The sequence below is a fragment of the Exiguobacterium sp. s163 genome (assembly GCF_018617135.1).
Taxonomy (GTDB): domain Bacteria; phylum Bacillota; class Bacilli; order Exiguobacteriales; family Exiguobacteriaceae; genus Exiguobacterium; species Exiguobacterium profundum.
Genome location: NZ_JACSJN010000001.1, coordinates 44,127 through 67,458, shown reverse-complemented (window position 1 = coordinate 67,458; position 23,332 = coordinate 44,127). Strand labels below are relative to the sequence as shown.

General features: G+C 47.2%; 23 protein-coding genes, 1 tRNA gene and 1 pseudogene. 16 read left to right on the top strand and 9 right to left on the bottom strand.

Annotated features, from left to right (window positions below):
• Positions 1 to 43 precede the first annotated feature (43 nt).
• Positions 44 to 1,531, bottom strand: a complete 1,488-nt coding sequence (gene putP, locus KNO71_RS00370; protein ID WP_214686873.1) for a sodium/proline symporter PutP — start codon at positions 1,529 to 1,531, stop codon at positions 44 to 46.
• Positions 1,532 to 1,650: 119 nt separating this feature from the next.
• Positions 1,651 to 2,208, bottom strand: coding sequence for a DNA-3-methyladenine glycosylase I (locus KNO71_RS00365; protein ID WP_214684131.1), 558 nt, complete (start codon positions 2,206 to 2,208; stop codon positions 1,651 to 1,653).
• 90 nt (positions 2,209 to 2,298) lie between these two features.
• On the opposite strand from KNO71_RS00365, the gene KNO71_RS00360 reads away from it, so the two are divergent.
• On the top strand, positions 2,299 to 2,916 hold the full coding sequence (locus tag KNO71_RS00360) for a DedA family protein (protein WP_031423550.1): 618 nt from the start codon (positions 2,299 to 2,301) through the stop codon (positions 2,914 to 2,916).
• Positions 2,917 to 2,955: 39 nt separating this feature from the next.
• Here KNO71_RS00360 and KNO71_RS00355 read toward each other — a convergent pair whose 3' ends face one another.
• Both KNO71_RS00355 and KNO71_RS00350 read right to left on the bottom strand, forming a co-directional pair.
• On the bottom strand, positions 2,956 to 4,125 hold the full coding sequence (locus tag KNO71_RS00355) for a cation:proton antiporter (protein WP_214686871.1): 1,170 nt from the start codon (positions 4,123 to 4,125) through the stop codon (positions 2,956 to 2,958).
• Between the two features lie 25 nt (positions 4,126 to 4,150).
• Positions 4,151 to 4,576 (bottom strand): GNAT family N-acetyltransferase, encoded by a 426-nt coding sequence (locus tag KNO71_RS00350; protein ID WP_047795266.1) that lies wholly within the window; start codon positions 4,574 to 4,576, stop codon positions 4,151 to 4,153.
• A gap of 115 nt (positions 4,577 to 4,691) precedes the next feature.
• Between KNO71_RS00350 and KNO71_RS00345 the strand changes: the two genes are divergently transcribed.
• The 5 genes from KNO71_RS00345 to KNO71_RS00325 all read left to right on the top strand — a co-directional run bounded on the left by KNO71_RS00345 (position 4,692) and on the right by KNO71_RS00325 (position 9,259).
• The gene (locus KNO71_RS00345; RefSeq protein ID WP_214686869.1) at positions 4,692 to 5,237 is read left to right on the top strand and encodes a glycerol-3-phosphate responsive antiterminator; all 546 of its coding nucleotides are present in this window, start codon (positions 4,692 to 4,694) and stop codon (positions 5,235 to 5,237) included.
• 36 nt (positions 5,238 to 5,273) lie between these two features.
• Positions 5,274 to 5,981: an SDR family NAD(P)-dependent oxidoreductase gene (locus KNO71_RS00340; protein WP_214686868.1), complete on the top strand. Its 708-nt coding sequence runs from the start codon at positions 5,274 to 5,276 to the stop codon at positions 5,979 to 5,981.
• Positions 5,982 to 6,081: 100 nt separating this feature from the next.
• Positions 6,082 to 6,930, top strand: coding sequence for an HD domain-containing protein (locus KNO71_RS00335; RefSeq protein WP_214684136.1), 849 nt, complete (start codon positions 6,082 to 6,084; stop codon positions 6,928 to 6,930).
• 188 nt (positions 6,931 to 7,118) lie between these two features.
• Positions 7,119 to 8,108 carry a sodium:calcium antiporter gene (locus tag KNO71_RS00330; protein WP_214686866.1) on the top strand — a complete coding sequence of 330 codons (990 nt, stop codon included), beginning with the start codon at positions 7,119 to 7,121 and terminating at the stop codon, positions 8,106 to 8,108.
• Between the two features lie 89 nt (positions 8,109 to 8,197).
• Entirely contained in the window at positions 8,198 to 9,259 is a 1,062-nt protein-coding gene (locus KNO71_RS00325; protein ID WP_214686864.1) for a bifunctional glycosyltransferase family 2/GtrA family protein, read from the top strand.
• 23 nt (positions 9,260 to 9,282) lie between these two features.
• On the opposite strand, the gene KNO71_RS00320 is transcribed toward KNO71_RS00325, so the two are convergent.
• The 3 genes from KNO71_RS00320 to KNO71_RS00310 form a co-directional block, all read right to left on the bottom strand.
• Complete coding sequence (locus KNO71_RS00320) at positions 9,283 to 9,849, bottom strand: 3'-5' exonuclease (RefSeq protein WP_012726407.1); 567 nt, start codon at positions 9,847 to 9,849, stop codon at positions 9,283 to 9,285.
• 61 nt (positions 9,850 to 9,910) lie between these two features.
• Entirely contained in the window at positions 9,911 to 10,243 is a 333-nt protein-coding gene (locus KNO71_RS00315; protein WP_012726406.1) for a four-helix bundle copper-binding protein, read from the bottom strand.
• A gap of 112 nt (positions 10,244 to 10,355) precedes the next feature.
• Positions 10,356 to 10,428 (bottom strand) — tRNA-Ala (locus tag KNO71_RS00310).
• Between the two features lie 123 nt (positions 10,429 to 10,551).
• Here KNO71_RS00310 and KNO71_RS00305 point away from each other — a divergent pair.
• The 5 genes and pseudogenes from KNO71_RS00305 to KNO71_RS17580 all read left to right on the top strand — a co-directional run bounded on the left by KNO71_RS00305 (position 10,552) and on the right by KNO71_RS17580 (position 14,587).
• On the top strand, positions 10,552 to 11,415 hold the full coding sequence (locus KNO71_RS00305; protein ID WP_078146990.1) for a GRP family sugar transporter: 864 nt from the start codon (positions 10,552 to 10,554) through the stop codon (positions 11,413 to 11,415).
• A 207-nt stretch (positions 11,416 to 11,622) separates the two neighbouring features.
• Positions 11,623 to 12,045 carry an SRPBCC family protein gene (locus tag KNO71_RS00300; protein ID WP_214686862.1) on the top strand — a complete coding sequence of 141 codons (423 nt, stop codon included), beginning with the start codon at positions 11,623 to 11,625 and terminating at the stop codon, positions 12,043 to 12,045.
• A 132-nt stretch (positions 12,046 to 12,177) separates the two neighbouring features.
• Positions 12,178 to 13,038, top strand: coding sequence for an SDR family NAD(P)-dependent oxidoreductase (locus KNO71_RS00295; RefSeq protein ID WP_214684144.1), 861 nt, complete (start codon positions 12,178 to 12,180; stop codon positions 13,036 to 13,038).
• Positions 13,031 to 14,170: pseudogene (locus KNO71_RS00290) on the top strand (AMP-binding protein); the annotation flags it as partial. The gene KNO71_RS00295 and the pseudogene KNO71_RS00290, both read left to right, overlap by 8 nt.
• 6 nt (positions 14,171 to 14,176) lie before the next feature.
• Entirely contained in the window at positions 14,177 to 14,587 is a 411-nt protein-coding gene (locus tag KNO71_RS17580) for a class I adenylate-forming enzyme family protein (RefSeq protein WP_353047649.1), read from the top strand.
• Between the two features lie 422 nt (positions 14,588 to 15,009).
• Here KNO71_RS17580 and KNO71_RS00285 read toward each other — a convergent pair whose 3' ends face one another.
• On the bottom strand, positions 15,010 to 15,630 hold the full coding sequence (locus tag KNO71_RS00285) for a YesL family protein (RefSeq protein ID WP_214686860.1): 621 nt from the start codon (positions 15,628 to 15,630) through the stop codon (positions 15,010 to 15,012).
• Between the two features lie 27 nt (positions 15,631 to 15,657).
• A complete protein-coding gene (locus KNO71_RS00280; RefSeq protein ID WP_031423568.1) occupies positions 15,658 to 16,782 on the bottom strand; it encodes a GntR family transcriptional regulator in 1,125 nt (374 codons plus the stop codon).
• A gap of 367 nt (positions 16,783 to 17,149) precedes the next feature.
• Here KNO71_RS00280 and KNO71_RS00275 point away from each other — a divergent pair, with 367 nt between their 5' ends.
• From KNO71_RS00275 to KNO71_RS00255, 5 genes are all read left to right on the top strand, one after another.
• Positions 17,150 to 18,499 carry an ABC transporter substrate-binding protein gene (locus KNO71_RS00275; protein WP_214686858.1) on the top strand — a complete coding sequence of 450 codons (1,350 nt, stop codon included), beginning with the start codon at positions 17,150 to 17,152 and terminating at the stop codon, positions 18,497 to 18,499.
• 68 nt (positions 18,500 to 18,567) lie between these two features.
• On the top strand, positions 18,568 to 19,464 hold the full coding sequence (locus tag KNO71_RS00270) for a carbohydrate ABC transporter permease (RefSeq protein ID WP_021066211.1): 897 nt from the start codon (positions 18,568 to 18,570) through the stop codon (positions 19,462 to 19,464).
• Positions 19,465 to 19,536: 72 nt separating this feature from the next.
• On the top strand, positions 19,537 to 20,379 hold the full coding sequence (locus KNO71_RS00265; RefSeq protein WP_031200025.1) for a carbohydrate ABC transporter permease: 843 nt from the start codon (positions 19,537 to 19,539) through the stop codon (positions 20,377 to 20,379).
• Between the two features lie 68 nt (positions 20,380 to 20,447).
• Positions 20,448 to 21,848: an arabinan endo-1,5-alpha-L-arabinosidase gene (locus KNO71_RS00260; RefSeq protein WP_214686853.1), complete on the top strand. Its 1,401-nt coding sequence runs from the start codon at positions 20,448 to 20,450 to the stop codon at positions 21,846 to 21,848.
• Positions 21,849 to 21,864: 16 nt separating this feature from the next.
• On the top strand, positions 21,865 to 23,175 hold the full coding sequence (locus KNO71_RS00255) for an arabinan endo-1,5-alpha-L-arabinosidase (RefSeq protein ID WP_214684153.1): 1,311 nt from the start codon (positions 21,865 to 21,867) through the stop codon (positions 23,173 to 23,175).
• The last annotated feature ends 157 nt before the right edge of the window (positions 23,176 to 23,332 follow it).

Here is a 23,332-nt window from a genome sequence, read left to right as displayed (position 1 = left end):
CCTAAATAAATAAAGACAGGTCGTTTTTGACCTGTCATGAGAATTATTTGATATGTTCTTTGACCATGTCTTGCATTTGGTCAAACTCACGTTGAATGACCTCATTTGGTGGCGGTGTCACCAAACTCACGATATAGATGGCAAGTGCCGACAGGAAGAATGCTGGAATCATTTCATACAATGTCCCAAACGTTCCGAAAAGATAAGCGGCATAGTTCTTCCATAGAATGACGACAAAGGCTCCAGTCAACATTCCAGCAAGCGCGCCTTGACGCGTCGTTCGTTTCCAAAACAGACTGAACAAGATGAGCGGACCAAATGATGAACCAAACCCTGCCCAAGCATAACCGACAAGGTTTAAGATGGTGTCGTCTGCATCGAGTGCAAGAATGATTGAAATGACGGATACGAGAATGACCGTAATCCGACCAACCATGACGAGTTCACGGTCACCCGCCTCCTTACGGAAGAACTTCTGATAAAAGTCTGTCGTCGCGGCACTCGACGAGACGAGTAATTGAGAGGAGATGGTCGACATGATGGCGGCAAGAAGAGCAGCCAACAATACACCAGTCACCAAATCCGGGAATAATAAGTCAGATAGGTTGATAAAGACGTTCTCCGGATTATCGATTGTGAGGTCTTGTTGTGTGTAATAGGCGAGACCGAACAACCCGGTCGCCATCGCCCCGACAACGGTGAAGACCATCCATGAGATCCCGATTCGACGTGCCGTCTTAATGTCCTCGAGCTTTTCGATTGCCATAAAACGGACGATGATGTGTGGCTGACCGAAATAGCCAAGTCCCCACGCAAATAGCGAAATGATTCCGATGAGTGATTGTCCTGTCCAGGGGTCAAGTAATGCTTCATCAATATTTCGTACCGTGTCTAAAGCGTTTGACACCCCATCAGTTGCCATAATGGCGATGGCAGGTACAAAAATAAGGGCGAACAGCATGATCAATCCTTGAACAAAATCTGTCCAGCTGACTGCTAGAAATCCACCGATGAATGTGTACAGAATAATGATAGAAGCGAGAATGATCACTCCCGTTACAAATTCAATGTCGAAGACGGCATTGAATAGGCGACCGCCGGCAACGAATCCACTTGTCGCATACAGTGTGAAAAAGATTAACGTGACAGCAGCTGAAAATGAACGCAACACGCCTTTTGTGTCTTTAAAGCGTTTCTCAAAGAAGTCTGGAATTGTGATCGCATCATCCGATATGTATGAATAAATGCGTAATCTCGGTGCGACCAATAACCAGTTCAAATAGGCGCCGATTGTCAACCCGATGACAATCCAACCGCTTGAAATCCCTGACGCATACATGGCACCAGGCAATCCCATTAAGAGCCATCCACTCATGTCTGATGCACCGGCAGATAAAGCGGCGACCCCGGGACCAAGTGCCCGACCACCTAACATATAATCTCCGATACTGCTTGTTCTCCGATACGCGATGATCCCAAGCAAGACCATCAGTGCCATGTACACGACAATGGACACTAAAATTCCGTTCATCAACATCCCCCCGAAAAATAAAAAAATGAAAACGCTTTCGGTGATAAAGTATCACTTTGTCAAAATATTGTCACAACAAGTGGGGAAATGTAAAGATATTTTTGAGAGCTGGTCTTAAGTTATCGGAACGTGCAAGAGGTGAGGTGGTCATTGACAAGACCCGTCGCTTGTAGATGAGCATAAACCGTTGTCGGTCCTAAAAACTTAAAGCCGCGTCGTTTCAGATCTTTACTCAATCGTTCAGAAAGTTCCGTCGTCGCAGGAACATCTTCAAGACGATTCCATGCATTCAGGATTGGTGCATCGTTGACGAATGACCAGATGTACGAATCAAATGAGCCAAACTCATCCTGTAGTTTGATGAACTGCTTCGCATTATTGATCGACGCCTCGATTTTTCGTCGATTTCGCACGATCCCGCTATCGGCGAGGAGTCTCTCCACATCCTCATCCGTAAAGCTGGCAACTCGATGCACCTCAAAGTCGGCATAAGCCAACCGATAATTTTCACGTTTTCTCAAGATGGTGATCCAACTGAGTCCTGCTTGCGCACTCTCGAGTGTCAGACATTCAAAGTGCTTCTGGTCATCGTGAACGGGCTTTCCCCATTCCTCGTCATGGTAACGGACGTAAAGTGGATCCGTCCCGCACCAAGGACACCGTACTGTTTCTTCCATTTCAATCAGCTCCTTTCTTTGAGTGTAGCATGTCCTTACGATTATATAGCGAAATGGACGGGTATAGTGGGGGAGAATGGAGGAAGAGACATGAGTGACTGGATGATTTCTGTGATTGAACAGTACGGCTACATAGGGATTGCATTCATGATTTTTATTGAAAATGTGTTTCCACCGATCCCTTCTGAAGTCGTCTTACTCTTTGGTGGTTTTTTTGCTGTAAAGACGAACTTGTCCATCACGCTCGTCATCGTGGCATCGACAGTCGGAGCTATATTAGGAGCGGTGCTATTATACGGCCTCGGACTATTGTTTGATGTCGAGCAGATCGAAAAATGGACGAAAAAATATGGGAAGTGGTTACGACTGGACCTGAATGACGTAAAGAAAGCGGATGCCTGGTTCGACCGGTACGGGGGCTGGATGGTCTTCTTTGGACGTTTGATGCCGGTCGTTCGAAGCCTGATCTCGATTCCTGCAGGGATGTCAAACATGCCATTCGTGAAATTTCTACTGCTCAGTACGGCTGGAACAGCCTTATGGAATACCATTCTCATCCTCATCGGGATGAAAGTCGGAGAGAACTGGCAAGATATCCTCTCATACCTCGATGCCTATTCTTATGCAATCTATGGGCTACTGTTCATCGGCGTCATCATCTATATTGTATGGCGTAAAAAACGGCACAACAAACTAGCGAAAGACTAACGCACAAAACAGGCGGACCCAGCGTATGGGTCCGCCAATTCATTCTTCTTTTTTCTTGTCAGGTAAGACTTTCGTGAGGGTTTTCTCCGTTTTTTCTGCCAAGTACTCTGAGAAACGGAACAGAATGATTCCGACAATGGCTGACACGAAAATATAGAGACCGACAAACAAGTTGATGGCCCCGTTCGAAAGGGCGGTGAATAAAATAGAGAACTCCCCTCGTGGCGCGAGTGAGAACCCGGCTTCATTCGCCTGAACACGCGTCAAGCCATAGATTCTGCCCCCGACGCGTCCGACAATCCATTTGGATAATACTCCCCACACAATCAAGACGAAGAAGAGTGCATTTACGATGACGCCTTTCTCGAGGTTGATCGAGATACCGAACGAGATGAAAAAGATCGGCAAGAATAAATCTCGGACGGGCACGGTCAAACGCTTCAGCGGTCTCACATCGTGGAAATCTGCGAGCATGATCCCGGCGATGAATGGCCCTAAAATCTCAGATAATCCAAACACCATGCCGATTCCTGCGAAAAAGAGAATGAGTCCAATCAGACCGATGCTCGCGTCATCTTGTCGCAGTAAGTGCTTCGAAAATTTTTGTTGCTTGGATACGAAGCTCGAACCGATGAACAAGAGTACGCCAAATATAAGAAATCCTGCGAACACTTTTCCGATATCGGACATCGCAACCGGTTCTTCTTGGATGATGAAAGGGGCGACCGTCAAGAGGAGTGGGGCAAAAATATCCTCAAAGATCAGTAATGCGAGCACAAACTCTTTAATATCTTCATGTTTTTCGGAATGCCGCTCAAGCAGCTTCGCAGAGATGGAGGAGCTCGTCGCATATAAGACGGCCCCGATTAAAAAGGCGCGAGGGAAGTCGAGACCAAATGCTAATGCAATCCCGAACGATACCCCGAATGACAGAATGATATCGAGTATTCCCGCCTTCCATACTTTTCGCATGCGCTTCCAAAGTTCACGTAGTGGAAACTTTAGACCGAGTAGGAAAAACAAAAGAATGATTCCAATCTCTCCCGCGACTTTAAAGACTTCATTCCCATCCCAGAAAAAACCGACCCCGACCCCGATTGCGATAAACGCTAAAATACTCGGGAAAAATAATCGTTCAATCAGGAGACTGAGGACAGAGATGAGGGTGAGCGCCAATCCGAGCAACACGATGATATTTAATCCATCCATACGTCATCTCCTCTCATGACGCCAATTAGCTTTCTCTTTGATTCCATTGATACTCCATTCCGACGGATTCAGGTCGTGAGTAATCAAAACCGAACTGTCGATACAACCCATCGGCTGGAATGTCTGCGATTAAACTAATGATGGCCGTTTCATCCGCTTCTTGTAAGATCCAGTCCATCAAATGCTCCATGATTAATTTTCCGAGTCCAAGACCCTGGCACTCCGGGTCTACGACGATATCTACTAAATGGAATACCATTCCGCCGTCACCGACGACACGTCCCATTCCGACAATCTCATCATCTAAGTATAAACAAATCCCAAAAAGCGTATTTTGAAGTCCTTTCACCGTGCCTCGATCAGAACGTCGTGGCATCCCCGCCTTCACGCGTAACGCTTGGTGTTGTTCTGGAGTCGGTGTTTCGACTTTTACAGTCACTTCATTGACCATACTCAAATCCCCCTCTGCACAAGTTGATTTTATTTTCCCGATATATTGAATGAGTAAACCTTGATTTTAAAAATACGCTATCTGCATAATGAGAAAGAGACAGGGGGAATAGTTGATGATCAATGGTCAATCCATCTTACCGGCGATACGGGACATGCGGGGTTTAGAGCGGTTTTTATCGAGTGATTTCGAATTAGGGGTGTTACTAGAGATTCATATGAGCCGATTGGACTCCATCTCCAAATTATTGAGGAAGCATGATAAAAAAGTGTTCATCCATATGGATTTGATACAAGGTATGAAGGCCGACGAGTATGCGACGGAGTATGTCTGTCAGACGTTAAAACCGTTCGGCATCATCTCGACAAAAGGAAACGTTATCGTCAAGGCAAAGCAAAATGATGTGGTCACTGTGCAGCGTTTATTTTTAATTGATTCCACCTCATTAGAGAAAAGTATCAAACACATTGAACGTTCAAAACCAGACTATATTGAAGTACTGCCAGGCATTGTGCCGAAGTATATTCAACGTGTGAAGGAGAAGACGGGGATACCCGTTTTCGCAGGTGGGCTGATTGAAACAAAGGAGGAAGTCCAGGCGGCACTTGATGCGGGAGCGAGTGTGATCACGACTTCGAATCGAAAACTATGGTCCGACTAATCGAGATTTGGGTATACAGTCTTTTAGGAGGGATGAATGATGACAGACGTGATGATTGTAACAGGAGCTAGTCAAGGAATTGGTTATGCGATTGCACAAGCTTTCGTAAATCAGTATGAAGTGATCGGGCTAGACATTGGAGATGATCCGGATATCGAAGGGTTACGCTTTTATCAAGTAGACCTTGGAGACACGTCTGAACTTAAGCGTGTCTTTGACGATATTCACAACGAATTTGGTCGAGCCCATGTGTTGATCAATAACGGAGGGATCGCCTCGCTAGTCAAGCCGATTGATGAGCTTGAGATTGACACGTTCAAGCGAGTCATCGATGTCAATTTAGTCGGGACATTTAGTTGTGCGAAATACTTTTTAGAACTGAATCAAGGTGAGTCGTACGGAAGAATCGTCAACATGGCCTCGACACGTGCCTTCCAGAATGAGCCGCATTGGGACGCATATGGTGCATCTAAAGGAGGCATCGTTGGATTGACCCATTCACTCGCCATCTCATTAGGCGATCGCCCCGTGACAGTGAATGCAATCAGTCCAGGATGGATTCATACGTCCGATGAGGCATTACGCGAGATTGATCATGAGCAGCACCCATCAGGACGGGTCGGTGAACCGGAAGATATCGTCCGCGCTGTGCAGTACTTGATTGACCGTCAAAACAGTTTTGTGAACGGTCATAATCTTGTCATCGATGGGGGAATGACGAAAAAAATGATTTATGAAGAATGATGCGACAATATACCTAAAAATGGTCAGAATTTAGGTTATTTATACCTAATTCCGGGTAAGGGATAGAAGAGTTTTCATCCGGAAGAAGGAGGATTGTGACATGAATCCACTCGTTGAAGAAGCACTGCGTTTTTCGTCTATTCGTCACGGAGGACAGTATCGAAAAGGTTCAACCATTCCATATTTGTCACATCCATTCTCGGTCGCCATGCTTCTTGAGTCCGATCATCAAGCACCGGCAGTGGTGGCGGCAGGATTGCTTCATGATTTGGTTGAGGACACGAAGACAGACCCACAAGAAATCTTATCAAAATTCGGTTCTGACGTTCACAGGCTCGTTCTCGCGGTCTCGGAGAAAAATCGTGAAGAGTCGTGGGAACAGCGAAAACGGATGACACTTCAACAGGTGCAGTCACTTCAATTTGATGAAGTCGCACTTCTCGTGGCGGACAAGCTACATAATCTCCGCTCCATCCGTTATGATCTTGAGATGGAAGGGATGAAGGTGTGGCAACGTTTTAAACGGCCGATGCGGGACCAATCGTGGTATTACCATGAGTTGCTGTCAGCATTTGAACCATTTCGGAGCTCGACAGACCTGATTGGCTTGTATGAACAAGAACTCCATCTATTGTTTTACGGTGAGAAGAATGCGAAAGATCGAAAAGTGGCAAGACTCCTCGAATCCATGTTGACTTATTTCATCGAGGACGAATGGTTGCAAGAATCGGCACCACTATGTCAAACGGCATATGAATTAAGAGAGATTGTTGCGCGAGAGACGATTGATGACGAAGAGATTGTGTGCTTCCGAAAACGACTTCACGAAGCGGGTTGGATCACGCCATTGTTACCCGAGAAGCTCGCGGGGATGCAAGAACTCGCATATCGGACGGCTCTCGACCCACAGGAGCTTCTCGCGCTCATGCGCCGCTCGATTGTCAACTAGTTCTCTTCATGCTATAGTCAAAAGGAAGATAAAAAGGGGAGTAGCGACCACAGTTGTGGTCGATGGGTCGTCATTACAGTGCATACGCACTCGGTCCATCGAGCTTTTACAAGTCCGCAAGACCTTTTTATGGGCGTTTTTGTCGTCCATAAAAAGGTCTTTTTTGTTTACCCAAGGAGGAGGAAAAAATGGTATTTGTTTATTTCTTACTGGCCGCGGCCATCACCGTCTACGCCGCCATCAAATTGTCAACGTACGCCGACGTCATGACTGAAAAGTCGAAAATGGGCGGGATGCTCATCGGTACAGTTTTATTGGCAGGAGCGACGTCGCTCCCGGAAGTGACAACGAGTATATCGGCTGTCATGATTGACAACCCCGACATTGCCATCGGGAACATGCTTGGAAGTAACCTATTCAATATCTTTATCTTAGCGATGTTCGACCTATACTTCCGACAGAAGCAATTGTTCAACTATGCGAGTCGGGACCACCTGTACACGGCCGGACTTGGGTTACTCTTGACCGTCACGACGTTGATTGCTTTGATCGTTCGCGTTGATATGACGTTTATCGGAATCGGAGTCGACGCGCTCTTGATTGCGATTCTATACGGTATCGGAATCTACTATATCGGGAAACAACCGACAGAGCCGGTCGCGGAGCATGAAGTCGAAGAAGAAGTGGTCGTCGGTAAATATGAAGAGATCACGCTGAAACGTGCGGTCTTTGGATTCATCATTGCTGCAATCGTAATCATGGCGGCAGGAACAGCCCTTTCCATCACAGGTGATCAAATTGCCGTTGTCACAGGACTCGGTTCTAGTTTTGTCGGTAGCTTCTTGATTGCGGCATCGACGTCACTCCCGGAAGCGGTCGCTGTGTTCATGGCGCTCAAACTACGTAATGTCAACTTGGCATTCGGTTCGATTCTCGGCTCGAATATCTTCAACATGTTGATTATCGCCATGTCAGATGTCTTCTATCGGAATGGATCGATTCTCGCAGATGTCTCGACGTCACACCTCGTATCTGCGGTCGGAATCACCATCCTATCGATCCTCGTCATGTATAGTGTGCTAAGACAAAATGTCACGTCGAAGGTACGTTATGTGATTCCTTCGTTACTCGTTGTCGTTGTCTATTTCGTTTCGTCTTACTTGATCTTTATCGGGTGAGTACATGCATCAGCCTTAGGGCTGATGTTTTTTTATTGGGAATGAGAATTCATTGCTTCGGGTATAGAGGAATTGAAGGAGGGGTGGCGATGCAGATGCATGAAGTGGAAACACGCCAAGCGTATTCGATTTTGATTCCGGCCTATAACCCTGATGAGGCACTCGTCACACTCGTGGAGAAGTTGAGGGCGAGTGGGTTTGCGAACATCATTGTGGTCAATGACGGTAGTAACGAATCGTCGGTAGGCACATTTGATAAGATTGCATCATTTGTCGACCAAGTGTTAACGCACGAACAGAATCAAGGGAAGGGAGCAGCAATCAAGACGGGGTTACGGTATGTGGTGGACACATATCCGGATAAAACGGGGGTCATCACGGTCGATGCCGACGGGCAGCATTTACCGCAAGATGTCGTCAGCGTCTATGAGGAAGGGTTGAATAAACCACATCATCTCATCATGGGATGTCGAGATTTTAGCGGAGACGCGATTCCGTTCCGGAGCCGATTCGGCAATCAGGCGACACGGCTCGTGATGTTGATTGGGAGCGGGCTGAAGTTAAAAGACACGCAGACGGGACTTCGAGCCATCCCGATGCGATACGCCAGGCAACTGCTTGACATTCCTGGAAATAGATATGAGTTCGAGATGAATATGCTCACGTTCACGAAACGATTGCAGGTACCGATTCAACAAACGACCATCCAGACCGTATATGAGAATGAAAATGATTCATCCCATTTTAGACCGATTCTCGACTCGATTTTAATTTATCGGATGTTTTTGATGTATTCGTTATCCTCTGTCGCCTCGTTCCTTGTCGACGTAGGGATGTATGCGCTCTTTATTTATTTATTATCCCCATACTTCGATACGGCTCACGTCGTCATCGCGACGGTCATCGCTCGAATCATTTCCTCTCTCTTCAATTATCTCGTTAATCGAAAAGTAGTCTTCGATTCGAAGGCGCGGCGGTCTCTTCCGAAATATTTTAGTCTCGTCGTGCTTCAAATGGCCGTTTCAGCACTCCTTGTTTATCTCTTGTTTCTCTTGCTCAGACAAGGCGAGGTCATCCTAAAAGTAGTCGTCGATAGTTTTCTCTTTTTCGTCAGTTATTATGTCCAGAAGAGATGGATTTTCAAAAAATAACCGGTCATGATTTCATGACCGGTTTAATATGCGAGCGTTCCTGTTTTCACGGACGTATAGCGATGTAATTCTTTTGGGCTTGTGATGCCGGTTTTTTGCATCATGTCTCGCATAAGTAGCGCGCATACGCGAGCATCTTCCGCAGCATCATGATGAATAAACGGCACGTTCAAGTGTTCTGCCATCGTGTTCAACTTATGGTTCGGGAGTCCTGGATACAGTTTACGTGACAGTTTGACGGTGCAACCGTACTCGATTGTCGGGAAATCGAATAGATCATATTTCACAATCGCCTTTCTCAAGGCACCCATGTCAAATGAAGCGTTATGTGCGATGACGAGGTCCACTTCCCGTAAAATCGGGTAAAGAGAGGAAAGTACTTCCGGTAATGCCGGTGCATCCCACACGTCACTCGGACGAATGCCATGGACGCGGATGTTACCCATATCAAAGTCTTCCTCGGGATTGACGAGTCGCTGGTCGGTTTCGACCACATCACCATTTTGAAGGATGCTCCATCCGACAGAACAGATGCTGCGACTATCACGGTTAGCGGTCTCCACGTCAAGTGCTAGAATGGTATGGTTCATAGTTTACCTTCTTTCGTAAGCAATAAAAAAAGTCTAACAGAAAGTTAGACGAATGTCGTGCTTAAGCGGCAACAAGTGTTCGGCAAGCTTCCGCACAACGCTCACATGCTTTGGCACAGGCTTGGCAATGGTCGTGCTGGTGTCGTCCGCATTCAACCGCACACGTATCACAGACTTGGGCGCATAAAGCAACGATTGGTTTTGAAAAGGCTGAATCTGTTTCTAAGGCATTTAAAGCTAAAGTACAAATGTCTGAGCATTCTCGAGTCAGGCGGATGCATTCGGTGAACATGTGTAAATCCTCTTCTTGCAAACTTTTTGAGAAGCAGTGGTTGCATGCGCGCATGCATTCGATCACGCTCGTCAATGTTTCTTCTACAGATGTACGTTCCATCAAAATTCCCCCTTATATGAAAAAGTCTAACTATCATTACCCGTTCAGAAAGAGGTTGAATCGCACCATACCAATAAAAAAGCCACACCTCATTCGAGATGTGACCAATTAATGGAGCATAGGGGGCTCGAACCCCTGACCTCTACGCTGCCAGCGTAGCGCTCTCCCAGCTGAGCTAATGCCCCGTTCGAAATCATTATATCATCGTAGTATTCGACATGGCAATTCCCTTTTTGAATTTAGGTTTATAAAATTGGAGACGTGGGAATTTCATGTTAGACGTTATATTAAGAAAGCAGGTGTGCTTCATGGAAATGATTCTTTTGGCACTCTTACCGGCACTCATGTGGGGAAGTATTCCACTCATCGTGTCGAAAGTAGGAGGAAAACCGATTCAGCAGTTAATCGGAACGACCATCGGGGCGATGATTATGGCAACAGTGATTGCCCTCGTCTTCCGACCGGAGTTCACGACACTCGCCATCGTGACCGGATTTATCTCAGGGGCGTTCTGGGCGCTCGGTCAATATTTGCAGTTCCAATCGTTCCAAATCTTAAGCGTCTCCAAAGCGATGCCAATCAGCACGGGGATGCAACTCGTTGGGACCTCTCTCTTTGGGGTCATCGTACTCGGGGACTGGCAGACATCGACGGAGCTATGGTTAGGGTTTTCAGCGCTCGTCTTGATTATCATCGGAGCGACTATGACTTCTTACCAACAGAAGAAAGATCAGGACAGTGCCGGTGCGTTGAAAAAGGGTTTACTCGTCCTATTCGTTTCGAGTATTGGTTACGTCACGTATGCCGTCTTGACGAACTACTTTGAAGTAGAAGGGATCACCGCGATTCTTCCACAATCCGTCGGGATGTTCATCGCGGCACTTCTGTTCAGTCTTCGTGAAAAGGACGTCAAGAAACTCGATCCACGCACATTCAAAAACATCTTGGCGGGGATCGCCTGGGGAATAGGGAACTTCGGACTTTTCGTTTCAAGCGGAGAAGTGGGGATTGCGACTTCGTTCGCCTTATCCCAATTGAACGTCGTCGTGGCGACACTTGGTGGGATCTATCTCTTGAAAGAAGAGAAGACGACAAAAGAACGCGTCTTCGTCTTTATGGGAATTGGTTTGATTGTCGTCGCTGGATTTATGCTTGGTATTGCCAAGAGTTAAGTTTCAATGATGAAATGAAAAGAACCTTGAATGAACTCGATTTTGAGTGCCATTCAAGGTTTTTGTTTTAAGTATCTTTCAATCGTTGAAATGAGAGCAGGAGAAGATGTGATTGATAGGGAAGTAATCTCATATTGGGTTCGTCATATAGGACGGGCAGCGCATTCGTGATTGATCAAAAATTGTAGAATAAAGGGGAAACGAATCATGGAATCAAATGTCGTGACGATATCAACGCTCGTCGATGCACCAATCGACACAGTCTGGAAATTCTGGACAGAACCTGAACATATCAAACAATGGAATCATGCGTCTGACGATTGGCATACGATTGAGGCGGAGAACGACTTACGGGTCGGCGGGAAGTTTCATAGTCGAATGGAAGCGAAAGATCAGAGCATGGGCTTTGATTTTGAAGGGGTATATGAGGAAGTTGAAGAAAATGAGCTCATTCAGTATCGCCTTGAGGATGAACGGAGAGTCAGAATTTCATTTACTTCTGAAGGGGATCAGACGAAGGTGGTCGAGGTGTTTGATGCGGAGTCGATGAATCCGGTTGAAATGCAACGACAAGGCTGGCAGGCGATTCTCGACAATTTCACTCGATATGCGAATGGGAAGAGTGTATAAAAGATAAACGGAAGGTTTGAACAGCAGGTCCTTTTCAATTAAAGTGGACGCTGCGTTTGTCATGTATGTCCAAATGATTGTCTAGGTTTTTTTAGCTTGAAGAGACGAATATAAATAAAAGGTGCTGGCAATATGTATGACTACACGTTACTAGAGAGACTCCTATTCCGATTTCCTTCCTTCGATCATCAGAAAATGAAATCAGCGTTAGAACGGAAAACGGTATTGATTACTGGAGCGAGCTCAGGAATCGGGCAGGCGTTCGCTTATTTACTAACGGATACAACCGCGCATCTGATTCTCGTTGCCCGTAGAGAAGCAGACTTGAACGTCATGAAGTCTGAAATCGAGAAGGGATCAGCCACAGTGACCGTGTTCCCGGCAGATCTTCGAATTGAAGACGAACGGAATGGTTTGCTGGCGTATCTCCATCAACTACCGGACGGATTGGATGTTCTCGTCAGCAATGCTGGAATCTCCATCAATCGTCCCATCACTGAGTCACTCGATCGATACCATGACTTCACTCGGACGATGGCAATCAATTATTTTGCTCCCGTACAATTGATTTTGTCGCTCATTCCGGTGCTCGAAAAGAAGAACGGGCAGATCGTCAATGTGTCGACCATCAATGTGTTACTTCATCCTTTTCCTCACTGGGCAGCCTATCAGGCATCAAAAGCCGCGTTCGATACGTGGTTTCGCTCCGCGGGTCCGGAACTCACAATCAAAAATATATCCACGACGACTCTATATCTACCGCTAGTAAAAACTCCGATGATCAAACCGACGCTGGCTTATCAGCATTCACCTGCCATGTCACCGGTACATGTGGCAGAATTAATCGGACATGCCTTGTATACGAAAGGAACAGTATATAAGCCGTGGTGGTTGTTCCTCGGTCAAGTAGCATCACTTGTTTTCAGAAGACCGATAGACTGGATGGTCCCTGCATTCCTTAAGAGAAAGGAGCGTGACAATAAGAATGGTTAAGTTATTGAAAGTCTTGTCGCAGCTCCAGTTTCTATCACCATCGAATCTAGGCCGTCTGTTCGTCGCAATCCGTCAAAATGGAATCAACTTGATGCTTCTTTTTACATTGACTGAAAGAGCAGGGAGTCAAAAAACGGCTTTAGTGGATAGCCGAGAAACAGTGACGTATCTAGAGCTAAAGTCACGCTGTGAACACCTCGCTTATCATTTCGCTAATCAGTATGGGGTTAAAAAGGGACAAAAAGTTGCGTTTCTCTGTCACAACCACTCGTCTTTCGTACAAGGGATGTTTGCGGCTTCACGACTCGGTGCAGACATCTACATGCTTCATTCATCGATGAGTCAACTGCAGTTCAACCGACTCGTAGAAGAACAGCCATTCGATCTTTTGATTTACGATGATGAGTTTAAAGACTTAATTGAAAACTCGTCTTACGAACGTTCGACACTTGTCAGCTATCATGAGGAAAAGGTATCAATCAATAGTTTATCGGATTCGAAGCGACATAAAAAAGGAAAGCTTCCGGCCGCATCGAGCGGGAAAATTGTGCTGTTGACCGGTGGCACTACCGGAAAACCTAAACAAGTGACTCATAAACCATCCCTCTTTCACTTTCTAGCTCCATTCACTGCATTATTGAACCGATTGCAGTTGCCGTCATTCAACACTGCCTATATTGCCACCCCGATTTACCATGGCTACGGCATCGCCATCCTTTTATCTTTTCTAGCCCTAGGGAAACAGGTCGTCATTTAAGAGAGCTTTGATGTGCAGAGAGCCTGTGACCTCATTCGGCGACACAAGGTAGAAGTGGTCACGGTCGTCCCGCTCATGATCCACAAAATGTTACGACACAATCCAACATCACTTCATTCTCTCGCTTGTATCGCGTCCGGTGGTGCGAAGCTTCATCCCGTTTTAGTTCGTGAAGTCCATAACGAGTTGGGGAGCGTCTTATACAATCTCTATGGGACGTCGGAAGCGGGCTTGAATCTGATCGCCACACCAGAAGATTTACATTATGATGCGAACACGCTCGGGAGAAGGATTCCGGGAGGGGACTTAAAGGTAGTGAAAGATGGAGCGGAAGTCGAGCCAGGGGCCATCGGGGAATTTTGCATACGAAATAAGTGGTCCATGCAAAGCAGGAAGAACCGCTGGATTCAAACGGGTGATGTCGGATACCGGGATGAGAACGGCTATTATTTTTTGTGTGGACGAACAGACGACTTGATCATCTCGGCAGGAAACAATATTTATCCTGGGGAAGTCGAGACGGTTTTGCGCGACCATCCGAATGTCGAGGACGCCGCCGTCGTCGGGATAGAGGATGTGTACGCCGGTCACATCTTGAAAGCATACGTACAGTTATATGATGAAAAATTGACAGAAGAAGAACTGGTGAGCCGGTTGCGCGAACGACTGACAACTTATCAGCTTCCACGAGAAATCGTGTTTGTGAAGGAGTTGCCTTATACAGCGGTTGGAAAATTGGATAGGAAACAACTTGAGGTGATCAAGTATGTTGAAGTGTGGAACTATAAGTAGCATATAAAGGAATGAAGAGACATACATAGTTTATTAGGGAGCACATTTTTCTAAAGCCTACTTATGAATACGAAGGGTTGCTTGTTGTAGTCTAATGAAATCAGCTTCTTTCAGTAATGAAGGACTGAACTATGTTTTCGAAAAGACTAAAGTGTCTCTTCGTTCTGATTCATTGTCATAATGCAAAATATAATGTAAGTCGCCAAAAACTGGAGTATCCTCAATAAAGTCATTAACGGAAAAGCCCAATTGCTTTGCCTCCTCACTAACTAAGAACTGTATTATTCATTTTGAATAGAACTTAAACAACCTAAAGAAGTGATTTGGTCATATTTATTGAAATTGACAGATGAGTAAACTATTCTTCTTAGACTCAAATAAAAAACCATCTACTTTGTTAAAGTAGATGGAAAAAATCAATATTACGTGGAGTCGATATCGATATGATTATTCGTTATAGTACGATTTAATTGGTGGAGATATAGTTTCGTTTTTAGAAAAACGATGAACGAAAATCCGAACAACAAGTAGAGTGGTGACCGGTACGCGAGCATACCGAGTGCTGTGAACAACAAGAGCGCGAGCGCGACAATATAGCCGTGTCGTATGATGCTGAATAACGCCAACTTCAAGGCATCCATCGTCTTCATATCGTAGTGCGTCAAAATCGGAAATAGGAATAACGACAGGGAGATGAAGACAAATCCAATCACGAACAGACCTGCGAAGAGAATCGTCTGCCCTGTATGGATTTGCCGAATGAGTAAAAAGTCGATCAATAAGACGAATACAAACAATGTCCAGGCTATACCGAGCTTATAATGACGGCGCACTCCTTCATTAAAGAAGCGGAAGTAGGCGCGGAACACGCTGTAATCTTGGTTGATCGACCATTGCCTTGTGACGGCATGTAAAGCGTACAAGGCCGGGAACAACGTGATGACAGGCAGAATGCTCAGTAAGAAGACCACGTTCAGTTGCACCAGGCTGGTGACAAATTCGAGCGCTTGGAATAGCTTGTTGTGTTCATGTTTTAAATTCATGAGGACCTCCAAGAAGTTAGCAGAGAATCAGCCTAATTTAGATTCGAGACGGTTATAGGGTGCAGTCGAGTTGCGGACGATCAATTCGGGTTCATACGTATGTGACGGTGGCATCTCTTTTTTCTCGACGGCCGCGATAATCCACTCGGCTGCGGCACGCCCCAATTCTTGCTTCGGGTGGATGATCGAAGTCAGTTTAACCTCTGTCGCGACGGCAAGCACCGAGTCGTCATATCCGACGAGTGAGACGTCTTGCGGGACAGAGAGGCGTAGATTTCTCAACTGGTCCAACACGTTAAGGGCGAGTTGGTCGTTATAACAGACAATTGCACTCGGCCGTTCGTCCGCGTTCTCAAACACTTGATGAATCACGTCATAAAAAGAGGGCACAAGTTCTTCTGTCGTATACGTTATAATTAATTCTGGCTCTAGGGGGAGATTGTATTCCCGGAACGCGCGTATAAAGCCGCGCATCCGATGGACCCCTTGAAGGTCATCTGTTTTGAAAAGTCCCATGATGCGCTCATGGCCAAGTTTGATGAGATGTTCGGCAGCCAAGAACCCACCCTTCTCGTCATCCATGATCAAATAAGGGGGCGTCAACTGCGAATAGTATTGGTTAATCATCAAATAAGGCGTATGCTGTTGTTCGAGTTCTAAATAATATTTGATGTTTGGATTATAGCTACTGCTCTTCGTCGGCTCGACGATTAACCCATCAATTTGACGATCTAACATCATCTCGAGGCATTGCCGTTCTTTCTCGACGTTGTTATCCGTACAAGATAAGGTCAATGTATATCCTTTTGAAGCCAAGTGAGATTCAATCCCCCGGATGATAGACGGGAAGATATAATCAGACATGTAGGTCGTGATGACACCGATGTTTTTACCGTTGCCTAAACGTTCAATCGCCTGGGGAGCCGAGGTCGGAAGGACCGGGGAGCAATACGTGCCCGAGCCTTGTTCACGGTAAAGATAACCTTCGTTCACTAGTTCTCCTACAGCTTGTCGAATCGTATGACGGCTCACTCCAAATGATTGGACCAATTCATTTTCAGAAGGAATTTTTTCACCTGGTCTTACCGTTCCATCTTTTATCCATTCAAGAATATGATCTTTAACCATATTGTACTTTGTGCGTTGTGCCATCTGGCGTCCCTGCTTTCTCTCGTGTACGTCGAACAACTCATACGTACAAGATATGATCTTACATATATATTAACAAACAAATGTCCTGTTTACTATGAATAAGCAAAAATAGCACCTGAATTTTCTATGAATATGTACGGATGAAATATAAAAATACATAAAAATCAAATTGACATGTCCGAACGTGTGTAATAGACTCAAAATGTACAGAAAACGCTTTCATTGCTAATTAAATTGGTTTCTTGGCTAGTGAATGTATAGTGTCGTGTGGGCTTCATTATACAGCTTGCTTTTTTATTTAATTCAACATGTACGTACATCTTCGTCATCTTTTGCACATGAATATATACTGATGGAGGAATTCACAATGAATCGTAAATCGAAAAAAATGTTTGCGTTAACGATGTCAGCCCTGATGACAACTTCTTTGGCGCTCGCCGGCTGTTCGGGAGACGAGGCAGGCGCTGACGGGAAAGTTGAATTGACATTTATGTTCCGTGGAAATCCAGAAGAGTTAAAAGCCTACCAAGCGACGGTGAAACGTTTTGAAGAAGCCAACAAAGACGTGAAAGTAACGATGGTCCAGACAGCCCCGGATCAGTACGATACAAAACTCAAATCGGCCATCGCAGGTCGCAAAATCCCAGACGTCTTCTTCTATAATCCTGCCCAAGTGAAAGCATACGTAAATTCGGGCGTGCTACTCGATATCACTGAAGCGGTTGAAACTTCAGAAGACGTCAAGTTGGACGACATTTGGGAGAAGGGTGTCGACAAATATCGTTTCGATGGGAAGACGCTCGGAGAAGGCGCGATTTACGGACTACCGAAAGACTTAGGTCCGTTCGCACTCGGCTACAACAAGACGATGTTCGAAGATGCGGGCATCCCGCTACCGGATAAAGACAAACCATATACATGGGATGAGTTCGTGGACGTAGCCAAACAGTTGACGAAAGACACGAACGGTGACGGGAAGATGGATCAGTACGGCACTGGCTTCAACGTAAACTGGGCCCTTCAACCGTTCGTCTGGAGTAATGGAGCGGACTGGATCAATGAAGATGGTACGAAAGTGACAATCGATGATCCGAAGTTCATCGAAGCGTTGCAATTCTTCGTCGATCAACAGTTGAAACACGGGATCACACCGTCAATCGGCGAAACACAGACGCTCGACACGTACCAACGTTGGCTGAAAGGTCAGCTCGCCTTCTTCCCAGTCGGACCGTGGGATATGGCAGCATTTAAAGAACAGTTGAAATTCGAGTACGACTTACTTCCATGGCCAGCCGGTTCAACCGGTAAAGCGTCAGGATGGGTGGGGTCACTCGGGATCGGCGTCGGGGCGACGACGAAACATAAAGAAGAAGCGGCAGAGTTGGCGATGTACTTGTCTGCGGACCAAGAAGGGCAACAAGCGCTCGTAGACGCGCAAGTCCAATTGCCGAACAGTATGGAAATCGCAGACAACTGGGCAGCTGATACGTCAATCAAACCAGTTAACAAACAAGAGTTCCTTGATTTAATCAACGATTATGGCCGCGGGTTCCCGGCTGAGAAAACATACACGGCAGAATGGTACGACGAGTTCTTCAAAAACATCCAGCCTGTCCTAGACGGTAAAACGTCGGTCGAAGACTATGTGAAGACGGCGCAGCCGAAGATGCAGAAATTGCTCGATGCGGCGATCGAACAAGAGAAACAGGCGAATTGATCAGAGAGTCGAAACGGGGTGGCGATGTTCGCCACCTGCGTCTCTGACGTTGAAAGGATGGAAGGATAATGAAGACAAAATCGATTTCCAAGTTATATCGAACTGAACAGCGGTACGCCTACCTGTTCGTTGCGGCACCGGTCATTGGGTTCTTCCTCTTCGCGTTCGTACCGTTGATGTATTCTGTTTACGGCGCTTTCACGAATTGGAACGGCCTCGGTCAAATGAAATTTATCGGGTTTGAGAACTTCGTTAACTTGTTCCAAGATGAATATTTTTATAAATCAATGTACAACACGCTCTTTATGATGATTGGGATCCCAATCGGAATCGTTCTCGCGCTTCTGCTTGCCCTCGCGTTGAATCGAAAGATTTTTGGGACGGACACGTTCCGCGTGATTTACTACATTCCCGTCATCTCGTCGATTGCCGCCGTCTCGATTTTGTGGCAATGGGCGTATAATGGGGACTACGGATTGGTCAACCAATTCCTGGCTTTGATCGGGATCGATGGGCCGAACTGGCTCCAAAACACCGATACCGTCAAACCCGCGCTCATCCTCATGGCGATTTGGAAAGGGCTCGGCTACACGATGCTCCTTTACTTGGCGGCGCTCCAAAGTGTCCCGAAATCATTTTATGAGGCAGCGAAACTCGATGGAGCCAACGCGTGGCAAAGCTTTTGGCATATCACGCTCCCGATGGTCAAACCGGTCACGTTCTTCATCATCGTGACGAACATCATCGGAGGAGCGCAAATCTTCACGGAAATCAACGTCATGACACCAACCGGGGGTCCTGAGTACTCGTCTGCCTCTGCGGTCTTCTACATTTGGCAAAAATCGTTCGGGAACTTCCAACTCGGTTACGCTTCGGCGATGGCGCTCGTCCTCGGGCTCTTCATTTTCATCGTCACGTTGCTCCAATTCCGGATGAATGAAAAATCATCGTTCGATCTTGATTGAGCGATTCGTGTATAGGAAAGGAGAATGACCATGCAATTAGCTCTCTCACGGAAAAAAGAGAACGTGGAAACGATGTCGGTGAAGAAGAAGGACCGAATCACGGATTTCTTCATCTTTATCTTCCTGTCCATCGGAGCGGTCGTCATGATCGCGCCGCTGCTCTGGATGGTATCGACGTCGCTAAAATCAAAAGAGGATGTGTTCGCGCTCCCTCCGGTATGGATCCCGACCGATATTTCGTTTAGCAAGTACACGGAAATTTGGAGCATGGGCCCGCTGTTGTCCGGGATATCGAACAGTTTGATCGTCGCGTTATCCGTCACAATCGTCGGAACGTTCACGTCGAGCTTGGCGGCGTTCGCCTTCGCGAAGTTGAACTTCAGAGGCAAGAATAAAATCTTCCTGCTCTTGTTCGCTTCTGTCATGATCCCTTACCCGGTGCTCATGATTCCCCAGTTCATGATGTTCTCGAGCATCGGCTGGGTGGATACGCTGTTACCGTTGATCGTGCCTGGACTGTTCGGGAATATTTTCATGATTTTCTTCTTGCGCCAATTTTTGAACAGCATCCCGAACTCGATTATCGAGGCGGCCAAGATTGATGGCTGCTCGTACTTCCAAATCTTCTATAAGATTATCTTCCCATTGATCAAGCCGGCCGTGGCCGCGCAATTGATTCTTTGGTTCATGGCAATCTGGAACGACTACCTCGGGCCGATTCTGTATTTGAACTCGCCGGAGAAACAGACGCTTCAACTTGTCATCGCGAACTTTAACGCATCTTATGCAATTCAAAGTGATTATCCGTTAATCATGGCCGCGTCCGTCGTGGCGTTACTCCCGATGTTAATCGTCTTCATGATCTTCCAAAAACAGATCATCGAGTCGATTGCGATTTCTGGTGTGAAGGGCTGAGGTGTGACAAGACAGAGGCACCCGTCTTTTTTAGGCGGGTGCCTTTTTGATGGAGGAAGGAGATTGACATGAAAAAAATAATGGTCTGGATGGCGTTGCTCATTGTCGCGGTCGGAGGTGTTTTCTTCTGGCAGACGACGAGTGCGTCAATCGATGAGTCGGTACTCCCGAAAGCGCCGTTTGATCAAAAGGTGGAAGATGTGACGCCAGACGTGCTCAACAAAGAGAGCGAGTGGACGACGAACTTTACGCATGACGGGGCAATCTTTAAAGATGGTGACACGTACTACGTTTTCTCGACGGATTACATGGTGGGTGGTCCTCCGACGCCCGGTATTCAAATTCGTAAATCGACCGATCTCATTCACTGGGAGTTCGTCGGCCGTGTGTTCGATCAAGTGTCTGAAGAGGCGTTCGCTTGGGCCGGTGGGAATACGTTCTGGGCCCCGGCGATCACAAAAATCGGAGATCGGTTCCACTTGTACTATTCCGTATCAGGGGTCGGGAGCCGCACGTCGTACATCGGGCTAGCGACCGCGTCAACGATCGAAGGGCCTTGGGAAGACGAGGGCGCCGTCGTGACGTCGAAAGACGGGGACGGGGGTGTCGCCAATGCGATTGACCCTCATGTGACGCAAGATGCGTCAGGCAAATGGTGGATGGCGTATGGGTCGTACTTTGGTGGGATCTTTTTGACGGAGATTGATCCAGGCACTGGGAAGCGAGTGGACGAATCGTCAGAGGGAACGTTGCTCGCCAAACGGAAAGACATGCCGATGGGCATCGAAGGACCGGAAATCTTGTATAACGATGAGACAGGTTATTACTACTTGATGGTGTCGTATGGTTGGTTAGAAGATACGTACAACGTCCGGATCGGTCGCTCGAAGTCAATCGCGGGACCGTACGTCGACTCGCGTGGTCGCGACTTACGGGACGAATCGGATGAGTCATTTGATACGGGCGTGAAAATCATGGGTTCGTATCGTTTCGAAGGAGATGACGGATACGTCGGGACCGGGCATTCGGCATTTTTACAAGACGGGACTGACACATTCGTATTGCACCAGGCGCGACCGAGTGAAGACATCTATTGGTCACAGTTGCACGTCCGAAAAGTGTATTGGACGAAAGACGGTTGGCCGGTCGTCTCGCCCGAGCGCTATGCAGGTGAAGGAGACGTCGAGGTCGACGACGCCCATCTGGTCGGGGACTGGGACGTCATCACGTTCCCGCGATTCGACGATGGACAGCAAGCCTCGAGCACGTTGACGTTGGAACGAGGCGGGAAGCTCGAAAACGGGGACGGGTCTTGGCGATTGAACGGCTCGGTCCTCGAGGTCGAAGTCGGACAAGAGACGTATGAGACGCAAGTCGGTGCGGCTTGGGATTGGGAGAATTGGCAACCGACGATCATCTTCACAGGTCTGAGCGAGGACGGCACCGCCGTATGGGGCAAAAAACGATAAAAGGAGAAACGGAAACATGCAAAAAATGAACGGTCCGAAACGAGAAGAACGTTATCTGCTAGAGCGATTGACGAACGAAACGATGTGGGGCACGCACAACGCCCACGATCCCGCCTCGATCAAAGTCGGGGACTGGTATTACGTGTTCTCGACGGATGCAGCCCACGGGCATCAAATCAACGGGGGGATTCAAGTGCGCCGCTCAAAGGATTTGATCCATTGGGAATACGTCGGCTTGGCGTTTGAAGAACTTCCGCACGAGGCTGTGGAATGGACGGGGGCGCCGGGGCTTTGGGCACCGGAAGTTGTGTTCATGGGTGGTCGTTACGTCATGTACTATGCGGCTTCACAGTTCGGGCAGACGCAGTCCTATATCGGTGTCGCCAGTGCGGAAACGATAGACGGACCGTGGCAGGATCACGGGCTCGTCGTGAAGAGCGAGGCTGGGACGTCAGGACCGAACGCGATCGATCCGAATATTACGTTCGATGCGCATGGAGAACCTTGGCTCGTCTACGGTAGCTTCTTCGGTGGGCTGTACGTGTTCCCGATCGATCCGGAGACCGGGAAGAAACGTCCGGGGAGTGAGGAGACGTTGATTGCGAAACGTCACCAAAGCGTTGAAGGGGCAATCGAGGGACCGTATATCGTCTATCGGGAGGCGGATCGCCATTATTACTTGTTCGTCTCGTACGACTCCCTATTCAAGGACTATCACATCCGTGTGGCCCGCTCGACTTCGATCACCGGACCGTACGTCGATTTTGATGGGAACGTCATGACCGACCTCGAAATCGACTCCCAACAAGTCGGCATGAAGATTTTAGGGGGCTATCGGTTCGGGGCTGGGGAAGGTTGGGTCGGTCCCGGTCATAACTCCGTCTTGCATGACGGGGACAAGGATTATCTCGTCCATCACGTCAGAGGTGAGCAGGACCCGCACTGGCACGAACTGCATATCCGCAAAATTATCTGGACGGAATCGGGCTGGCCGCTCGTATCTCCGCAACGATATGCCGGGGAAGAAGAACGGCCCATCGAGATGGAGGAACTCGTCGGGGAGTGGGAGTGGATCTACATGGACCGGACGAAACATGACGTCCTGCCTTCAAGTAAGATTCAACTTCTAGCGGACGGGACTTTCGTGACAGAGTATGGCGAACGAGGCCGTTATGAGAAGCTGACGGATACGACCATCAAACTCTACAGTCCTGAAAGGATCACTTGGCATATGTTACCGGGCTGGGACTGGGAGAATTGGCGAGAGACGCTCGTGTTCGCGGGATTGTCTGACCGAGGGCACGTTTTTATCGGCAAACGACTGTAAATATCCGTACAACTTATCGCAGTCTCTTTAAAGATGAATGTCACAGTTTTTTCAGAACTGACGCAAAAATGTTCAGATAAAATGTTGAAAACAGTTGATTAATTTAAAATAGTTGATACAATCAAGGTATAAGTTATACGTACAACTTGATTGTATA